We start from the raw sequence: 17,682 nt of genomic DNA on the forward strand, positions 1-17,682 counted from the left end.
TATAATAGGGAAAAAGTTAGGGCCAAGAGCATTTATATCCTTAAACTTAATGCAACGTTCAGAATTTTTAAATTCTGCAGAGAAAATCGGCACTTTTACCTATGCTGCGGCGTATGCCCCGATACGTAATGCACAAAATGAAACTGTTGCTTATATGGGTTTACCATACTACGCTAATGAAGCTGACTATCAGGCAAAAATCGGATTATTCATTAATACTTTAATTAATATTTACGCTTTAGTTTTTGTGTTAATTGGAGTGCTTGCAGTATTCCTGGCTAACCAAATTACTAACCCACTTACATTTATCCAAGAAAGCATTAAAAAAACTAAACTTGGACAAAAAAACCAACCTATTGTTTGGCATCGACAAGATGAAATTGGGTCACTGATTAAAGAATATAATAAGATGATTGCTGCTTTAGAGATAAGTGCTACTAAATTAGCACGATCGGAGAGGGAAAGTGCTTGGCGAGAAATGGCAAAACAAGTAGCGCATGAAATTAAAAACCCATTGACGCCGTTAAAATTAGGAGTTCAATTACTAGAAAAATCATGGAAAGAAAATGATCCTAATTTTGAAAGGAAATTTGCGAGCTTCAATAAATCATTTATTGAACAAATAGATAGCTTAGCCACAATTGCATCTGAGTTCTCTAATTTTGCTAAGATGCCAGATACTAAATTGGAAGATTTAGAACTCCTACCAGTAATTGAACAGGCAATAGCAGTATTTAATACTTCAGATAGCATTGAAATTGTAGTGCTAAACCGTACAAATAGAAAAGTAATTATATTAGGCGATAAAGATCAGTTGTTACGTACATTTAATAATCTGCTTAAAAATGCAATAGAAGCAAGTGAAGGCAAAGGAAAATGTGCAATTCAGATTCGCCTTATAAACAATAATAAGTACGTTTATGTAGAAGTGCAAGACAATGGTAAGGGGATTGATTTAGTATTACAGGATAAGATTTTTGTGCCTAATTTCACTACAAAATCTTCAGGTACAGGTTTAGGATTGGCCTTTGTAAAACAAGCTATAGAAAACGCTGGTGGTACAATAGAATTTACATCAGAAATTAATCAAGGAACTACATTCTATTTAAGTTTTCCTATTATTTAATAAGAATAAAAAGAAGGTTTAGCGAAGTGTGATTTGACCTTTGCCCATTATAAAGCCATCGGTATACAGAATGATAGAGTAAGTCCCTTTCATAAACTCTTTTGGATTTGTCCAATCAATTTTATAAACAGCTTCGTCATTATTGTATGAGAATTCAATAGCATTACTGTATTGCATTTGCTGGCCATCTATCTCAAACATATTATTTTCATTAGCAACCAAGTTTCCTGCTGGATCAAATACTCTTAAATATACTTTATGATAATTTTTTTCTGCTAATGAATTTGGCACAATAGAAAAATCTATGGTGAATTTGTTAGCGGTGCTAGCACGAGTTACAAGTACATTTTTTCCGCTTTCTTTAACTTTATAAGCATTAATATTAATATTAGCTGCTTTTAACGCTGCGCCTACTTTTACTTTAGCATTTAAATTCTGATTTTCTTTTTCAAGGTTTTCTGCCTTTTCACTGTAGGTATTTGCAGTTGTTTTAAGGCTATCTCGTTCAGATTTCAGGTAGGTGTTTTCCGTTTCTAATCGCTTAATTTTATCGTTGTAATTTTTTACAAACTCTCTTAATTCCTTAACCTGGTTTTGCGCTTTTTCTAAATCACCATGTGTAAGCTGACCCTTTTGCAAAGCCAATTTTAATTCAGCTATTTTTTCTCTAGCTAGCTTTTGTTCTTCTTGTAGCTTTTCGCTTAAGGTTACGTTTAATGAATTTACTTTGTCGAGTTCTACTTCAATTTTTTCTACTTCAAGATTTAGGCGATCTTTTTCGGTATTTACAGTTACAAAGCGATTGCTCTGTTGTTTATCTTTAAAATATAGGTATGCATTTATACCTAAAAGTGCAGCTATTACAATAACTAAAAAGTAAACTTTATTTCTATCGATTTTATTAACGGGATCTTGGTCTTGCATGTTTATTAAATTTCAAATTGGCCAAAATATGCAGCCAATTAACTTAATCTAAAGTATTTCGATTTTAAAGGACAGCTAACATAATATAAAAAAATGAAAAGTGTAAAATTTGTAGCACTTTTGTGTCAGATTTTTTAAAAAAAGTCGTTTATTAAAAGTCAAAGGACAGTTAATGTACTTTGACGACTACAAATCAAACCTGTTTTTCTTTTATACAAAACCAAATAATGAATAAAAGCCATATTTACGCACTTTTACTCTTACTAGCTGCTCCACTTTTTTCTAACGCACAAAACACCACAAAAATTGCTCCAAAACGCGAATTTAGAGGCGTTTGGATAGCCTCAGTTACAAATATAGATTGGCCCTCAAAACCTGGCCTTTCTGCTGATCAACAAAAACAAGAATATATTGGGATATTAGAACAACATAAGAAAAATGGCATAAACGCTATTATGTTGCAAATTAGGCCTACAGCCGATGCATTATATGCTAAATCTAGAGAGCTTTGGAGTCATTGGTTAACAGGCACACAAGGTATTGCACCAGCTCCTGGATACGATCCTTTGGAATTTGCAATAAAAGAGGCCCATAATAGAGGAATGGAGTTACATGCATGGTTTAATCCATACAGAGCAACAATGACGGCTGGACAGTTGGTAAGCCCTGATCATATTACTAAAAAACGCCCAGAATTATTCTATACGTATGGCGGCCAGAAGTTGTTTGACCCAGGATTACCAGAAGTGCAAGCGTACATTGTACAAGTTATTTTAGATGTGGTTAAAGAATATGATATTGATGGCGTACACTTTGATGATTATTTTTATCCTTATCGCATAGAAGGGCAAAGAATTAATGATGCTGCTACTTTTGCAAAATATCCTAATGGATTTACAAAAATTGATGATTGGCGTAGAAACAATGTTAATATGCTAATAAAAACAGTAAATGATAGCGTTCATTATTATAAGAAATATGTAAAGTTTGGCGTAAGTCCTTTTGGGATTTGGCGAAATATTAGAGAAGATACCTTAGGATCTAAAACAAATGGCCTATCAAATTATGGGGAATTATATGCTGATTTTAGAAAATGGATTAAAGAAGGATGGGTAGACTATATTAATCCGCAAATATATTTCACTTTTGGAAGGTCTGCTGCACCTTTTAATGTGTTATTAGATTGGTGGGGAAATAATACGTATGGAAGACATTTATATATTGGTCAGGCGGCTTATTTAGTACGAGTGCCAACGAAAGTAGATCCAACGTGGATGAAATTCGATGAAATTCCTAATCAAATTAGATACATGAGGGACAATAATAGAGTGCAAGGAAGTATTTTTTTTAGCTCTAAATCGCTTTCTACAAATGCTAGATCTCTTGCCGATTCACTTAGAAATAATTTTTACAAATACCCAGCTTTACCACCACAAATGCCTTGGTTGGATGATGTTATTCCTAATGTTCCACAAAATTTAACGGCAGATGCACTTGAAGATGGAGTTAATTTGAAGTGGGAAAAACCACTAAAAGCAACCGATGGCGAAACAGCATCAGGTTATGTGATTTATCGATTTGAAGCAGGTGAAAAAATCAATGTTTTAAACCCGAAAAATATAGTAAACATTAGTTTTAGAGATTTTACCTTTTATATAGACACAAATGCAGAAAAAGGAAAAAGATATAACTATTTGGTTACTGCTTTAGATCGCTTAAAGAATGAAAGTGAGCCTAGTGGACCAGTTGGTGTACAAGCAAAATAGAAGTTAAAATAATTCCTTTTTAATTAATTTTCTTTCTTTTAGTTGAGTTAGAATATGGTCAAGCTGTAAATCTGTTAAGCCATATATACTTTCTTTTGTCCAAAATGTATGATAAAGTTCAGCTTTGCTGGAAATGCCCAAACGTATTAAACTCAATAGAACTTCTTCAATATAGTTTAATTGAGTAATTGGATTAGGAAACCGTAATAAATGTGCTTTAAGTGCTTTTTTTAGGAGCCATAAATTTCCAAAGTCTCGAGTTAGAAATCCTTGAATTTGCTCAACATCATTGTCGATATATAAGTCCCAAGCTTCTGCAGCTAGCTTTAGATCAGTTTTTTGTAATTTAACTTTTTGAGCTAAAAGTTTTTTTAACTGAGTTGGATTTAATTCGCCTAAACCTCTAAAATTTAGCATTCCCTCTATAGTATCTGGACAGATTAAATAGATAGAACTATTTTCTCCAGAAATTAGAATAGAAAGTATATAAATCAGGTTAATTTGACAGGTTAGATCGTATTCAAACCATAAAATAACCTCATCGTATTGCTCAAGATGGCTTAATTTTTCAACTTCTGTAATTACCTTTTGTTGGTAATTGATAGCGTTTTCTCCAAAAGTTTTACAAATCCAATCTGACCGAAGTTCCCATAAATTTGTTTTTGAAACCGGTCCATCAGCTAAAATTTCACGCCAAACTAAAATATCTCCTTCAATTTGCGTTTGATTGAAAACAAATAATGTAGCATCCCCATTTAAAATGTGAAGTGTTTTCATGCAGTGAATTTTCTTCAGCTACACTTTAATAATAATATTTCTCTTGTACATTATCCAAAGTATTACATAAAAGAAAAGTATTACAAATATCGCATACGCTAACGATGCGTTTATTGGAGAAAAATGAGGAGTGAAAAAAGTTTCATTAAAATAGGTTAACGCACCTGTTTCATCGCCATCAGCACGTTTAATTTTAATCATATTTAGCAAACGTGGCATCAATCCAGATACAAAAAATACAGTGATTGCATTTACGCCATAAATTACAAAAGGTTTTGTAAAACGATTGTATTGATGTACGTCGATAATCCAATAAGAAAGTGCTAAAACAATGGTGGCCAGACCTCCAGTATAAAGTACGTATGAACTTGTCCATAATGCTTTGTTTATAGGAAATTCTAAATCCCATAAAAGGCCTGCAATTACACATACGCTACCAACAGAAAATAACCAAGCAATTTTTGAAGCAGGTTCAACATCTTTACGTTTTAAATAAACGCCAACTAAAACACCGAATAATCCAGTTGCAATAGCAGGCAATGTACTTAATATTCCCTCAGGATCCCAAGTAACAGCAGATTTCCATAAATGTGCCTCGGTTAAAATTGTTCTATCTAACCAAGCGCCTAAATTGGTTTCTTTTTCAAGATTAGCATAGCCAACACCCGGTACAGGCACAAACATCATTAATGCCCAATAGGCTAAAAGAATAATAATTATTGTTCTAAAAATATTTTTTTCAGATGATTTTAAAAATATCACTGAACAGATAAAAAACACAACTGCAATACGTTGTAAAACACCTGGAATACGAACGTTTTTAAGTGCTTCTATAAAATTATAATCATGAAAATTTCTAGGGAAAATAGCTAAAATAAACCCTAATCCAAACAAAATTAAGCCTCTTTTTAATGCTTTAAGTATTGTTTTTTGATGAGATTTAGGATCTTCTTTTTTACTGCCCATGGCATAAGCTATGGAAACACCAACTATAAATAGAAAGAAAGGAAATACAAGATCTGTTGGAGTACAACCATTCCATTCGGCATGTTCTAGCGGAGCGTAAATGTGACTCCAGCTTCCTGGATTATTAACTAAAATCATTGTGGCGACAGTTAGACCACGGAAAAAGTCTAATGATAATAATCGCTGAGGTTTAAGTTCCATTTCTTTATGTTAAAATTATCTTCTATAAGACTAATATATAGAAGATAATTTTAAATCATTAATAAAAATGAACGGAAGGACAGGATTTAGAATTTATAGCGAACAAAAGCTTCCATTGCTTCGTAATCTGCTAAACCTAAATTATCATAGGCTTTTGCGGTTTCTCTGTTCCTATCTTCAGCTCTTTGCCAAAATTCTCTAGCATCATCACCTGGAAAAACAGCTCTATCTTTTTGAGATTGATGTTTGAAAATAGCAAACTTTTTACGTTCAACTTCTTGTGGACTAAGCGGAACTGCCATTTCAATTTCGTGTGTTTCAAATTCTAACCATGCACCGCGATACATCCATAACCAGCAATCTTTAACCCAGCTTTCTGTTTTTTGTAATCTTTTTAAAGCTTCTAAAATAATATTGAAACAAACAATGTGTGTACCATGAGGATCTTCAAAATCGCCTGCGGCAAATACTTGTTCAGGTTTAATTTTTTGAAGTAATTCCATCGTTAGTAAAACATCTGCCTCAGTAACCGGATTTTTTTGATTTTTTCCGCTCTCATAAAAAGGCAATGCCATAAAATGAATATGATCATCTTCTAGTCCGCAATAACGAGCACCAGCAATAGCTTCTCCTTTTCTAATTAACCCCTTAACGGTTTGTATTTCTGGAGTATCTACTTGATTTGGTTTTTTTTGCTCCATAAACTGGCGCATTCTAGCATACATGCTTTTCATCTCTGGATGCATCATGCCCATCTTCTCAGAAAAATCATTGTTAAATTCTACAAAACGCAATGCATCATCATCCCAAACTGCGGTATTGCCCGAAGTTTGATAAGCAACGTGTACATCGTGTTTCTGATCAACTAAGCGAATAAATGTTCCACCCATAGAAATTACATCATCATCTGGATGTGGAGAGAAAATAACAACACGTTTTTTAGCTGGCTCAGCTCTTTCAGGTCTTTGACTATCATCGGCATTCGGTTTACCACCTGGCCAGCCTGTTATTGTATGTTGTAGTTTGTTAAAAATATGAATGTTGATATTGTAAACCGGCCCCTTTTCTAACGCTAGCTGCGCCATGCCGTTGTTATTGAAGTCGTCTTCTGTTAATTTTAAGATAGGTTTATGCAGCGTATTTGCTAACCAAATTACCGCTTTTCTAATTAATTGATCTGTCCAAACACAATCTTTTACTAGCCAAGGTGTATCAAATCTAGTTAATAAAGAAGCAGCATCTTCATCTAAAACAAATTCTACATTATCAGAAAGTTGCAAATATGTAGCAGGTACTTCGCTTGACATTTCTCCTTCTACAGCTTTTTTAATAATTGGAGATTTTTTACGGTTCCAAGCCATTAACACAATTTCCCGTGCTTTAAAGATGGTTCCAATCCCCATTGTAATCGCCTTTGTAGGCACAAAAGATTTACCGCCAAAATCGCGAGCCGCATCTCTACGAGTTAAATCATCTAAAGTAACTAAACGTGTACCCGAATTAGGTGCAGATCCCGGCTCATTAAAGCCAATGTGACCTGTACGTCCAATACCTAGTATTTGCATATCAAGGCCACCTAAATCACCAATTTTTCGCTCATATTCTAAGCAAAAAGCAGGTATTTCTTCTAGTTTTAACGTTCCATCTGGAATGTGAACATTGTTTTTATCAATATCAATATGATCAAACAAATGCTCGTTCATAAATGAAACATAACTTTGAGCAGCCGTAGGTTGCATTGGATAATATTCATCCAAATTAAACGTAATCACATTTTTAAAGCTTAAGCCTTCCTCTTTGTGTAAGCGTACTAATTCAGCATAAACTGCAATAGGTGTGGCACCAGTTGCTAATCCTAGCACTGCATTTAAATTGTTTTTTTGTTTGTCTTTAATAATGTTCGCAATTCTATGCGCTACATTTATAGAAGCTTCTTTAGGGTTTTTAAAGACTGTAACAGGGAGTTTTTCGAACCTCGTTTCTTCTAAAAGATTTAATCTTGCCATTAATTCTGGTATTGTTTAGTGAACGGAGCAGTAAATATAGGCAGTAATAAGCACTTTTTAATAAAGGTTATTTACTTTTATCGCAAGTATTTTTATGAATTACCATTAATACTGCAATCAAACGTTTGATATCTAGAAATATTTTATTCTTATGAACACTACTATTAAAAGACTCCATTCAATAGCAAATAAAAAGGAAAGAGTAATTATTGGACTAATGTCGGGTACTTCTATGGATGGTTTAGACATTGCATTGTGCAGATGTAAAAATAGCGGGAGTAAAACGGAAGTTAAGTTGCTAAACTTTATAACAATGCCCTACCAGGATGATTTTAGAGCAGATGTTAAAAGTATATTTTCTAGAAGAGATGCAGATTTAGAAAAGGTGTGTTTATTAAATGAACTTATTGGTCTTAAACACGCAGAGCTGATTTTAAATGCATTGAAAAAGTGGAATATTAATCCTTCAGAAATTGATATAATTGCTAGTCACGGACAAACTATATTTCATGCTCCAAAATCATTACATGGCAAAAGCAATTATCCAAACGCAACTTTACAAATAGGCGATGGAGATCATATTGCCGTTGCAACTGGCATTATAACCATAGCAGATTTTAGACAAAAACATTTAGCCGCTGGCGGAGAAGGTGCTCCATTAGCTGTTTATGGAGATTATTTGGTTTTTTCTAAAAAGGATGAAGATAGAATAATGTTAAATATTGGTGGGATTGCCAATTTTACTTTCCTGCCGGGAGATAAGGATGCCGCTAAAGTTTTTTCAACAGATGTTGGTCCAGGTAATACATTAATGGATCAATTTGTACAATTTCACTATCCTGGCAATTACTATGATAAAAATGGAGAAAGAGCAAGCACTGGAAAACTGAATTCATCTTTGCTGAAAGAACTATTAAACAATAAATTTTTCGAAACATCTTTTCCTAAAACCACTGGTCCAGAGTTATTTAATTTAGATTATTTGCAAAAAGCACAGGAGATTAGTGAAACAACAACTATTAGCAATGAAGATGTATTAGCAACGCTGTGTCACTTCTCTGCAAATGCAATTGTTGATGCAATTCAAAGAACCATTGATTCTACCTCATTACCGAAAATATTTATGAGTGGAGGTGGAATGCATAATCCTTTATTAGTTAAATTATTAAAAAATGCACTACCAAAAGTAATTTTTAATACAACTGATGAATTAGAAATAAATCCAGATGCTAAGGAAGCTGTACTTTTTGCCTTATTGGCAAATGAAACCTTAGCAGGAAACCCAATTAATTTTGGGGAAAGAGAAGGGGTTCCATCAATTTGTATGGGAAAAATCTGTTTGCCAGAATAATGTTAGTTTGTTTATAATTTTTATTCAAGTTTAAACAAACATTTTTTCCATCTTTAATAAATTTTTCAAACCATTAATGTTTGGAGAATAAATAATCAGCTTTGCTGTAATGCTAACCATTTAAAAATTTAAGTATGACGAAATTTTACATGTTTCGGTGCCCAAAACTATTTTTTTTGTTTTTGACACCAACGCTTTTGCTACTGCTGTTCTCTTCAGCTAGCGCACAAACAAGTCGCTATGTAATTAGCGGTAAGGTAATAGAAAAGTCCACTAAAACTGGAATTCCTGGAGCAGGCATCAAATTGCAAGGAACAAGTTTTGCGGTAGCTGCCAACAGCGATGGTGCTTATTCTTTAGTAGCCAACCTTGCACCTGGAACTTATCAGCTTGTTGCTACTTACGTTGGTTATAAAACAGTTACTAAACAAATTACTTTGGGTAGTAACAGTAACTTATCTGCAGATTTCTCTTTAGCTCCAGATGCGATGGGTTTGGATGAGGTCATTGTAACTGGTACTTCTCAAGGTACTACAAGGAAGCAATTAGGAAGTTATGTGAGTACAGTTAAGGGAGATGATTTAAATAAAGCGCCTAGTGGTAACGCTTTAGCATCTTTACAAGGTAAAACACCGGGTGCTCAAATTAGCCAAAATTCTGGAGATCCTGCAGGAGGTATATCTGTAAGGTTAAGAGGAGTAAGCTCTGTAAATTCTTCTTCAGAACCGTTATATATTATTGATGGAGTAATTGTCAACAATTCTACCACTAGAGTAACCAACACTTCATCAAATTATGATGGAGGAAACTTTGTAGGCAATATTGGTCAAAATAGAATGGTTGATGTAAATCCTGCAGATATCGAACGCATTGAGGTACTAAATGGTGCTGCTGCAGCTGCAATCTATGGCTCGAGAGCAAATGCAGGAGTGATTCAGATCTTTACAAAAAGAGGGAAATCAGGAGCTACACAAGTTAGTTTTAATACAAGTTTGATAATTAGCGAATTACGTAAACAAATAGACGTAAATCAATCTCCAACTAAGTTTGGAGGGCCAACCGATGGGCCTACAGCACAAACACAGGACGTATTATCTCCAGCATTAACCAATACAACTCCAGTTACTAGATATAATTATCAAGATTATATTTTTCATACAGGTATAGGGACAGATAATGCGGTAACCGTAGCTGGCGGAAATGAGAATACTAAGTTTTATACTTCTGCTGGTTATTTTTCTAACCAAGGTATTATACAAAATACAGATTTTAAACGTATTAATTTCAGAGCAAACTTTGATCAAATAATTAATAAATGGGCCAAAATGACGGCTGGGTTCAATTATATTCACAGTGATGCAAATGAAAAGCCTGATGGCAACTCGTTCTTTTCTCCAATGAACTCTGTCACCATCATAGGTAATTTCCACGATATTTTTGCCAGAGATGCACTTGGTAATTTAAAAGCTGTTGGTGAGCGTGGCCGTGTAAATCCGGTTTCTGTAATCGAAGATATTAAACAACGTCAATTTACAAATCGTGTTATTGCAAATGCTGGGCTAAAACTTACCCCACTTAAAAACTTAACTATTGATTATACAATGGGGCTGGACAATTCCATACAAAATGGTACTACTTATATTCCTCCTTTTGCTTATAATGTAAGTACTGGTTTTTATGGTGGTGGCCCAACCCTAGATCCATCATTAAATGGCTATGCAAGTGCAGCTAATGCTACTACCACCTTATTTAATAATGAGTTAAACTTTACTTATGATACAAAAATATCAGATCTCCTAAGTTCTACTACACAACTTGGAGGTTCTTATCAATACCAAAAAGATTTATACAGTTTAACAAACGGAAGAGGCTTGGCCCCATTTGTACAAGTTGTAAATGGAGCAAGTACAATGTTAACAGGAGCAGATAGCAGATCTGAATTCTCTATTAGCGGTGCGTATTTGCAACAAAACTTTAAATATAAAGATCATTTATTCGTAACTGGAGCAATTAGAGTAGATCAGTCTACCGTATTTGGAGAAGACAATAGAACACAATTCTATCCTAAAGCTAACATTAGCTATGTGTTGTCATCTGCAGATTATTGGAAAGATTTTGGAGTTTCCTCATGGTGGAATACCTTTAAGATTAGAGCTGCTTATGGTCAGTCTGGTAACTTAACTGGTATTGGTGCTTATGATCGTTTTAATGTGTATTTGCCTAGTGCATTAAACAGTAAAACCACGCTGACTTCAAGATCGGTTTTAGCTAATACAGATGTAGTGCCTGAGCGTCAAGAAGAGTTAGAGATTGGTACAGATATGTCGTTTTTTAATAATAGATTAGGACTAACTTTTAGCTATTATAACAAAACCGTTTCAGATTTGCTTTTAGAAGTTTCTGTAGCGCCTTCTACAGGTTTCTCTAGTTTGTTAGACAATATTAGTGGCACGCTTAAAAATAAGGGTGTTGAGCTAATGCTAACAGGTATGCCAATTAAATCACAAGATTTTAGTTGGACATCCACTCTAATTTACAACAGAAACAGAAATAAAATTGTTGGTTCAGGTGCACGACAAACATTTTCTACAAACCCAGGAGCACCGGTGTCTATTATTGATGGTTATCCGATAGGCGTATTTTATGGAACTTATTTCGAAAGAGATGCTACAGGAAATATTGCTACAAATGCTGCCGGAATTCCTTTAACTGCTGGCCAGGCAGCGGGTAATGTGCAACGTAAGGTTATAGGAGATCCTAATCCTGATTACACGGGCTCATTTGTAAATGAGTTTACCTATAAAAAATTGAGTTTACGTGTGCAACTGGATGCCGTGCAAGGAGGCGATGTATGGAATGCAGATTGGAGAACTAGGCAAGGAGTAGGTAATGGAAAGGTTGCAGAGGCAGAGCAAAGAGGGCAATTGCCTCGAGGTTATGTGGCTGGTGCTTACAATGTAGAAGAATGGCGAATAGACGATGGCTCTTTTGTAAAATTGAGAGAAATTTCTTTAAGTTATAATGTTGGACAAGTTAAGTTCATTAAAAATTTAGCCATTAATTTAAGTGGTAGAAACTTATTCTCTTGGGATAATTATAAAGGTTATGATCCAGAGTTAAACTCTGGTGGTCAATCTACACTTTTAAGAAATATTGATTTCGGTCCAGTGCCTATTCCTAGAACGTTCTCTTTAGGCTTGCAAGCAAAATTCTAATTTAAAAACCTTTTTTATGAAAAATTTAAAATCAAAATATATAGGTTACACATTTCTCTTTACAGCAATTACATTTTCAGTTGCCTGTAATAAAGAGTATTTGAATCCAAATGCAGCAACTGCTGATGATGTATTAACCTCTGCAAAAGGCTTAACTGGAGTAACAGTTGGCCTGCAAAAAAGTTACTCAACCACACGTCCTAGTATGCTTTATGCATCTATTACTTTAAATGGGTTAACAACCAATGAATTAATATCTATCAATACTGGTAATACAAATGAAGAAAGATTAGCGGCCGGTGGTGTTCAAGTTGATGGTTCAAATACCATAATAGGGAATGTTTGGATTGGTGCAAATAAAATAATTTACGATGCCGATAACGTAATTAAAAATGCAGCAAATTTGCCAGATAAAAACTATGCAGCGGGATTAATTGCCCATGCTAGTATTTTTAAAGCATTAGCGTTGGGAAATTTATCAGAATATTGGGAAAAAATTCCAGCAGGAACTGGACAAAATGTACAGTTTATAACCCGATTAGATGGTTTTAATAAAGCAATTAGTACTATAGATAATGCTTTAGCAGCAATTGCTGCAAATCCGATTAGCACTTCATTTTTAGGAAATATCCCTGCAGGAATTGACATCGTAAATACATTGAATGCTTTAAAAGCTCGTTACGCTTTATTTGCAGGTAACTATGCTTTGGCATTAACCGCTGCTAATGCAGTAGATTTAACTAAAAAATCTACTTTTACTTATGATGCTTTAAATCTTAATCCACTTTTTGAAATTGCAACATCTACGAATAACGTAATTCAACCTAAAAATTTAAGTTTAGGTCAAACAGGGGCAAACGTACCAGATGCGGCTGATTTAAGAATACCTTTTTACACAAGTGTAAATACAACCGTTCGTATCAATGGATTTGGTGCAGGAACTTTTACTCAAATTCCAGTGTATTTACCAGGGGAAATTACATTAATTAAAGCGGAGGCTTATGCTCGCCAAGCTGCACCAAATTTATCGAGTTCATTAACTGAACTGAATAAGATTGTGACAAAAACAGCAGCTACAGATCCTTTTGGTGTTGGTGCGTCATTACCTGCTTTAACTGGACCTTATACCCAACAAGAGCTTTTAGACCTGATTTACAAACATCGTTGCATTGAGCTCTTTATGTCTGGATTGAAGTTAGAGGATATGCGAAGATTTGGAAGGCCAACATCAGAAATGAAACGAAGTTTCATGCCGTATCCGTTTCAAGAACGAGATAACAATACCAATACACCTGCAAACCCTGCTTTTTAGTAGATTGCTCGGGTTTCGTCTAACTAAACATACTGCTTAAGCAATATAAAGGAGTAGAAATTATTTTTCTACTCCTTTTTTTTTCTAAAATATCGCCTTGTTGCATGTGCCAAAATGAACTATTTAGGATTGAATTTTTAACTATAGATTAATGAAAGTTGAAAGGGTTTTAACTCAAAGTTAACAAGGTGATTAACCCTATTAAGACCCTGTTTGCACCTTGTTATCACCTTGTGATTACCTTGTAAAACTGAACGTAAAATTTTAGGAACAATTAAGGCATTAGATCATAAATTAATTATAAGTTAAATCAACTTTTGCTTATAATCTGTCAGTTAGTGTTTTACCTCAGCAAGGCTAACACACCTTCATTTTTTTTATAACCTATCCATAGCATTAAGAATGCTTGAAATGTGATGCTGGTTTTTGCTGGTTTTTGCAATAAAAATTCGGTATCTACACTCAAAATACTTGTTAAATTTCTTTTTTTAGTAAAAAACATTTATGATATTTACTTGACAATTACTTATTTGCGTATTAATGCGTGTTTAGTAAATGTTAACAATCAACAAAAAACAAAAAAATTATTATTAACCAAATTCATGTTTATGAAAAAAAAATTACTCATGCTGTTTTTGGGCACGTTTTTGTTCGCTATACAAGTTATGGCGCAGCAAATAACGGTTACTGGTAAAGTAACTTCTGCAGAAGATGGATTGCCCATTCCAGGTGCTTCTGTAAAAATTAAAGGCAGCGCCTCTGCTGTCCAAACAAATCCCGATGGAAAGTATTCTATTCAAACCAAAGCGGGAGATGTGTTGCAATTTGTTTATTTAGGAATGACAACATTGGAACAAACTGTAGGTACTTCTACCACAATTAATGCTTCACTACTTTCAGATAGTAAATCTTTAGGTGAAGTTGTTGTAGTAGGATATGGCACACAGAAAAAAGGAAACCTTACCGGTGCTGTTTCTACAATTGATATTAAAAAAACATTAGAGTCTAGACCAATTGCCGATGTAGGAAGAGCGTTACAAGGCGCTACTCCAGGTTTAAGTGTGGTTGTGCCATCTGGTGAGGTGGGTTCTGATCCTACCATAAAAATTAGAGGTCAAATTGGTTCATTTAGAGGGACTTCTGCCCCTTTAATCTTATTAGATAACGTAGAAATTCCTAGTATCCAGTTGGTAAACCCTAGTGATATTGCTTCAATTACTATCTTAAAGGATGCTGCTGCCTCATCTATCTATGGTGCTAAAGCTGCTTTTGGTGTTGTTTTGATCACTAGTAAGCAAGGCTCTAGTGGCGCTAAACCATCCATTGCCTATAACAACAACTTTTCTTTCCAAAATCCTTCTAAAGAATATAAAATGGGCGATGTAAATACGCTTAAATATATTGTAGATGCGTATGAAAGAATTGGTACGACTACTCCGGTAGGTGCATTTTATTTTACAGATCGTGCCAGCTATGAAAAAGCGGTGGCTTGGAAAGACAAATATGGAAGTACAATTGGAGCAAATGATCCTACCATATATGGTAGAGATTGGTATGTAAATAGTGCTGGACAAAAAATGGGTGTTAGAACGTATAACCCATACGATTACATGGTTGAAGAATGGGCGCCAACTCAATCGCATAACCTTTCAATTGGCGGTACAACAGGTAAAACATCTTATAACATTGGTGGAGCTTTGCTTGATCAAAGTGGTATGATGAAACCAGCAAAGGAAGACAGATTTACACGTTATAATGCGAACATGCGTGTTAGTAGTGAGATTAACAAATACATTACTGCACGTGCTGGAGCGATTTTCTCTCGAAGAAATAAACAATATGCATATGTAACCTTGCCAGCTAATGCCGATCCATGGTTGTATTTATACCGTTGGGCTCCTATTTATCCATTTGGTAAAGATGATCATGGTGATCCAATTCGTAGCCCAGCAAGCGAAGCAGCAGCTGCTAATACTGCTAACATTCTTCAGAATTATATGAATCTGAATTTGGGTACAACGGTAAACATCATGGATAACTGGAAAGTTGACTTTGATTATACTTTTACCAATCAAGAATCTATTAATAAGCGCCCAGGTACTCGTTTTACAGCTAGAGACTCTTGGTCTGCTCCAATAGCTAGAGTAGATGGTTCTGGAAATCCTGTATTTGTAAACAGTGAAGGTCAAGTCGTTCCAAGTAGTACTCCTGGAGCAATACGTGCTTATGATCTTAATTATTCGACTTACACTGCGAATGGCTCTACACCAGATCATTTTTATCGTTCTGCAGAAAATTATTACAACCATACAATTAATGCCTTTACTACATACAATTGGAATTTAAATGAAAGTAATAATTTCAAGTTCATAGCAGGTATTAATAGAGTCGTTTCTACTACAGAATGGAATTCTTCGCAGATCACTAACTTAACTGATATCAACAATCCACAATATGGTTTAGGTGTTGGAACTGTTACTGCCAATGCTGATAAATACTGGGAAGGTCAGTTAGGTTACTTTGGTCGTGTGAATTATGCCTTCAAGAATAAATATTTATTCGAAGCAAATATTCGTTACGATGGTTCTTCAAAATTCCCTAGTCGTTTATGGTGGAGATGGTTCCCGTCGGCCTCTGCTGGATGGGTAGCTAGTGAAGAGAAATTTATGGAGTGGGCAAAGCCAGCACTTTCATCTTTGAAATTTAGAGGTTCTTATGGAACTATCGGAGATCAAACTGTGCCTAACTCGTTATACATTTCGTTAATGGATGCACCACTATCTACTTGGATAGGTGGTAATAATACAAGAGTTGTTTCTGTAACTACACCACCATTAGTTGCAAGCGATATCGAATGGCAGGATATTACAACTGCAAACTTTGGTGTTGATGCTGGATTTTTGAGAAACAGCTTAAACTTTACTTTTGATATTTACCAAAGAGATGCAACTAATATTATTGTGCCAAAAGAAGGTATTCCAGCAACGCTTGGTATAGATGCACCACAAAGTAACTATGGCGCATTAAGAACAAGAGGATGGGAGTTTGGAGTGAATTATAATCATAAATTCGAAAATGGAATAGGCATTAACCTAAGTGCCAATGTTTCTGATGCAAGAACTACTATTCAAGAATATGGTACCTCAACTGGAGTTAACTCTAATTATACGGGCAAAACGTATGGTGAAATTTGGGGTTACCGCACAGATAGATTGTATCAAATGGATGATTTTGAGTTAGATGGTGCTGGAAAACCACAATTGATTACATTAACTGCTGCTGAAAGCGCATTTAACGCTGGAAAGAAAGCATACAAATTAAAATCAGTAAATGGTGTAAAACCTGTTTATCAGCCATTCTTGCAAAATAGTACAACCTTTAATTTCGGTCCTGGTGATGTTAAGTTTAAAGACTTAAACGGCGATGGAGAGATCAGCAATGGATCAGCTACTTTGGCCGATCATGGCGATTTAGATAAAATCGGAAATTCAACACCTAGATACGAATACGGATTTAGATTGGGAGCAGATTGGAAAGGATTTGATATCAGTGCTTTCTTCCAAGGAGTTGGTAGCCGTCAAATTTGGGGCGAAGGATTTTTAGCCATTGCAGGTTATAATGCTGGAGATGGCGCAATGCCAGCGGCAATTGTAGACGATTATTGGACACCACAAAACACAGGAGCTTTTTATCCAGCTGCCTATAATAATGCTGGAAGTGGAACTACAAATAACATGCAAGTGCAAGATAGGTATTTATTAAACATGGCTTATTTGCGATTGAAAAACCTGACTGTTGGTTATACATTGCCGCAAAACTTGTTAAAGAGAGTAGGTATAAGTTCAATGAGAGTGTATACCTCATTAGAAAACATCATTACTTGGGATCACTTGAATGGATTACCTATAGATCCTGAAGCACTTGCTGGTAATATAAACGTATTCTCTCCAAGCAGCACGTATAACTCAGGACGTACTGGTGTTGGAATACCAACTTTTAAAAGCATGTCATTCGGTGTTCAATTAAATTTTTAAAATT

Annotated in this window: 10 protein-coding genes; 6 read left to right on the forward strand and 4 right to left on the reverse strand. The window is 34.8% G+C overall.

The genetic code is table 11. The features are described 5' to 3' along the window. The first annotated feature begins 49 nt into the window (after positions 1 to 49). Entirely contained in the window at positions 50 to 1,126 is a 1,077-nt protein-coding gene (locus tag ACHMWN_RS06015) for a sensor histidine kinase (protein WP_397298550.1), read from the forward strand. A gap of 18 nt (positions 1,127 to 1,144) precedes the next feature. On the opposite strand, the gene ACHMWN_RS06020 is transcribed toward ACHMWN_RS06015, so the two are convergent. Then, the gene (locus ACHMWN_RS06020; protein ID WP_397298551.1) at positions 1,145 to 2,050 is read right to left on the reverse strand and encodes a hypothetical protein; all 906 of its coding nucleotides are present in this window, start codon (positions 2,048 to 2,050) and stop codon (positions 1,145 to 1,147) included. A 227-nt stretch (positions 2,051 to 2,277) separates the two neighbouring features. Here ACHMWN_RS06020 and ACHMWN_RS06025 point away from each other — a divergent pair, with 227 nt between their 5' ends. Next, entirely contained in the window at positions 2,278 to 3,816 is a 1,539-nt protein-coding gene (locus ACHMWN_RS06025) for a glycoside hydrolase family 10 protein (protein ID WP_397298553.1), read from the forward strand. Between the two features lie 3 nt (positions 3,817 to 3,819). Here ACHMWN_RS06025 and ACHMWN_RS06030 read toward each other — a convergent pair whose 3' ends face one another. The 3 genes from ACHMWN_RS06030 to nagB form a co-directional block, all read right to left on the reverse strand. Then, positions 3,820 to 4,593 carry a DUF1835 domain-containing protein gene (locus tag ACHMWN_RS06030; protein WP_397298555.1) on the reverse strand — a complete coding sequence of 258 codons (774 nt, stop codon included), beginning with the start codon at positions 4,591 to 4,593 and terminating at the stop codon, positions 3,820 to 3,822. Positions 4,594 to 4,611: 18 nt separating this feature from the next. Next, complete coding sequence (locus ACHMWN_RS06035) at positions 4,612 to 5,760, reverse strand: acyltransferase family protein (protein ID WP_397298557.1); 1,149 nt, start codon at positions 5,758 to 5,760, stop codon at positions 4,612 to 4,614. An 86-nt stretch (positions 5,761 to 5,846) separates the two neighbouring features. Continuing rightward, positions 5,847 to 7,766: a glucosamine-6-phosphate deaminase gene (nagB, locus tag ACHMWN_RS06040; RefSeq protein ID WP_397298559.1), complete on the reverse strand. Its 1,920-nt coding sequence runs from the start codon at positions 7,764 to 7,766 to the stop codon at positions 5,847 to 5,849. Between the two features lie 151 nt (positions 7,767 to 7,917). Between nagB and ACHMWN_RS06045 the strand changes: the two genes are divergently transcribed. The 4 genes from ACHMWN_RS06045 (at position 7,918) to ACHMWN_RS06060 (ending at position 17,678) form a co-directional block, all read left to right on the forward strand. Continuing rightward, a complete protein-coding gene (locus tag ACHMWN_RS06045) occupies positions 7,918 to 9,117 on the forward strand; it encodes an anhydro-N-acetylmuramic acid kinase (protein WP_397298561.1) in 1,200 nt (399 codons plus the stop codon). Positions 9,118 to 9,251: 134 nt separating this feature from the next. Continuing rightward, positions 9,252 to 12,332, forward strand: coding sequence for a SusC/RagA family TonB-linked outer membrane protein (locus tag ACHMWN_RS06050; protein ID WP_397298563.1), 3,081 nt, complete (start codon positions 9,252 to 9,254; stop codon positions 12,330 to 12,332). Between the two features lie 16 nt (positions 12,333 to 12,348). Further along, positions 12,349 to 13,644, forward strand: a complete 1,296-nt coding sequence (locus ACHMWN_RS06055; protein ID WP_397298565.1) for a RagB/SusD family nutrient uptake outer membrane protein — start codon at positions 12,349 to 12,351, stop codon at positions 13,642 to 13,644. 608 nt (positions 13,645 to 14,252) lie between these two features. Then, positions 14,253 to 17,678, forward strand: coding sequence for a SusC/RagA family TonB-linked outer membrane protein (locus ACHMWN_RS06060; RefSeq protein ID WP_397298566.1), 3,426 nt, complete (start codon positions 14,253 to 14,255; stop codon positions 17,676 to 17,678). The last annotated feature ends 4 nt before the right edge of the window (positions 17,679 to 17,682 follow it).

The organism is Pedobacter sp. UC225_61 (assembly GCF_044452285.1).
GTDB lineage: Bacteria > Bacteroidota > Bacteroidia > Sphingobacteriales > Sphingobacteriaceae > Pedobacter.

Coding starts and splice junctions, on each gene's coding strand:
- ACHMWN_RS06025 (WP_397298553.1), top strand. CDS start 2,278: ATGAATAAAAGCCATATTTACGCACTTTTACTCTTACTAGCTGCTCCA.
- ACHMWN_RS06020 (WP_397298551.1), bottom strand. CDS start 2,050: ATGCAAGACCAAGATCCCGTTAATAAAATCGATAGAAATAAAGTTTAC.
- ACHMWN_RS06060 (WP_397298566.1), top strand. CDS start 14,253: ATGAAAAAAAAATTACTCATGCTGTTTTTGGGCACGTTTTTGTTCGCT.
- nagB (WP_397298559.1), bottom strand. CDS start 7,766: ATGGCAAGATTAAATCTTTTAGAAGAAACGAGGTTCGAAAAACTCCCT.
- ACHMWN_RS06030 (WP_397298555.1), bottom strand. CDS start 4,593: ATGAAAACACTTCACATTTTAAATGGGGATGCTACATTATTTGTTTTC.
- ACHMWN_RS06045 (WP_397298561.1), top strand. CDS start 7,918: ATGAACACTACTATTAAAAGACTCCATTCAATAGCAAATAAAAAGGAA.
- ACHMWN_RS06015 (WP_397298550.1), top strand. CDS start 50: ATGCAACGTTCAGAATTTTTAAATTCTGCAGAGAAAATCGGCACTTTT.
- ACHMWN_RS06055 (WP_397298565.1), top strand. CDS start 12,349: ATGAAAAATTTAAAATCAAAATATATAGGTTACACATTTCTCTTTACA.
- ACHMWN_RS06050 (WP_397298563.1), top strand. CDS start 9,252: ATGACGAAATTTTACATGTTTCGGTGCCCAAAACTATTTTTTTTGTTT.
- ACHMWN_RS06035 (WP_397298557.1), bottom strand. CDS start 5,760: ATGGAACTTAAACCTCAGCGATTATTATCATTAGACTTTTTCCGTGGT.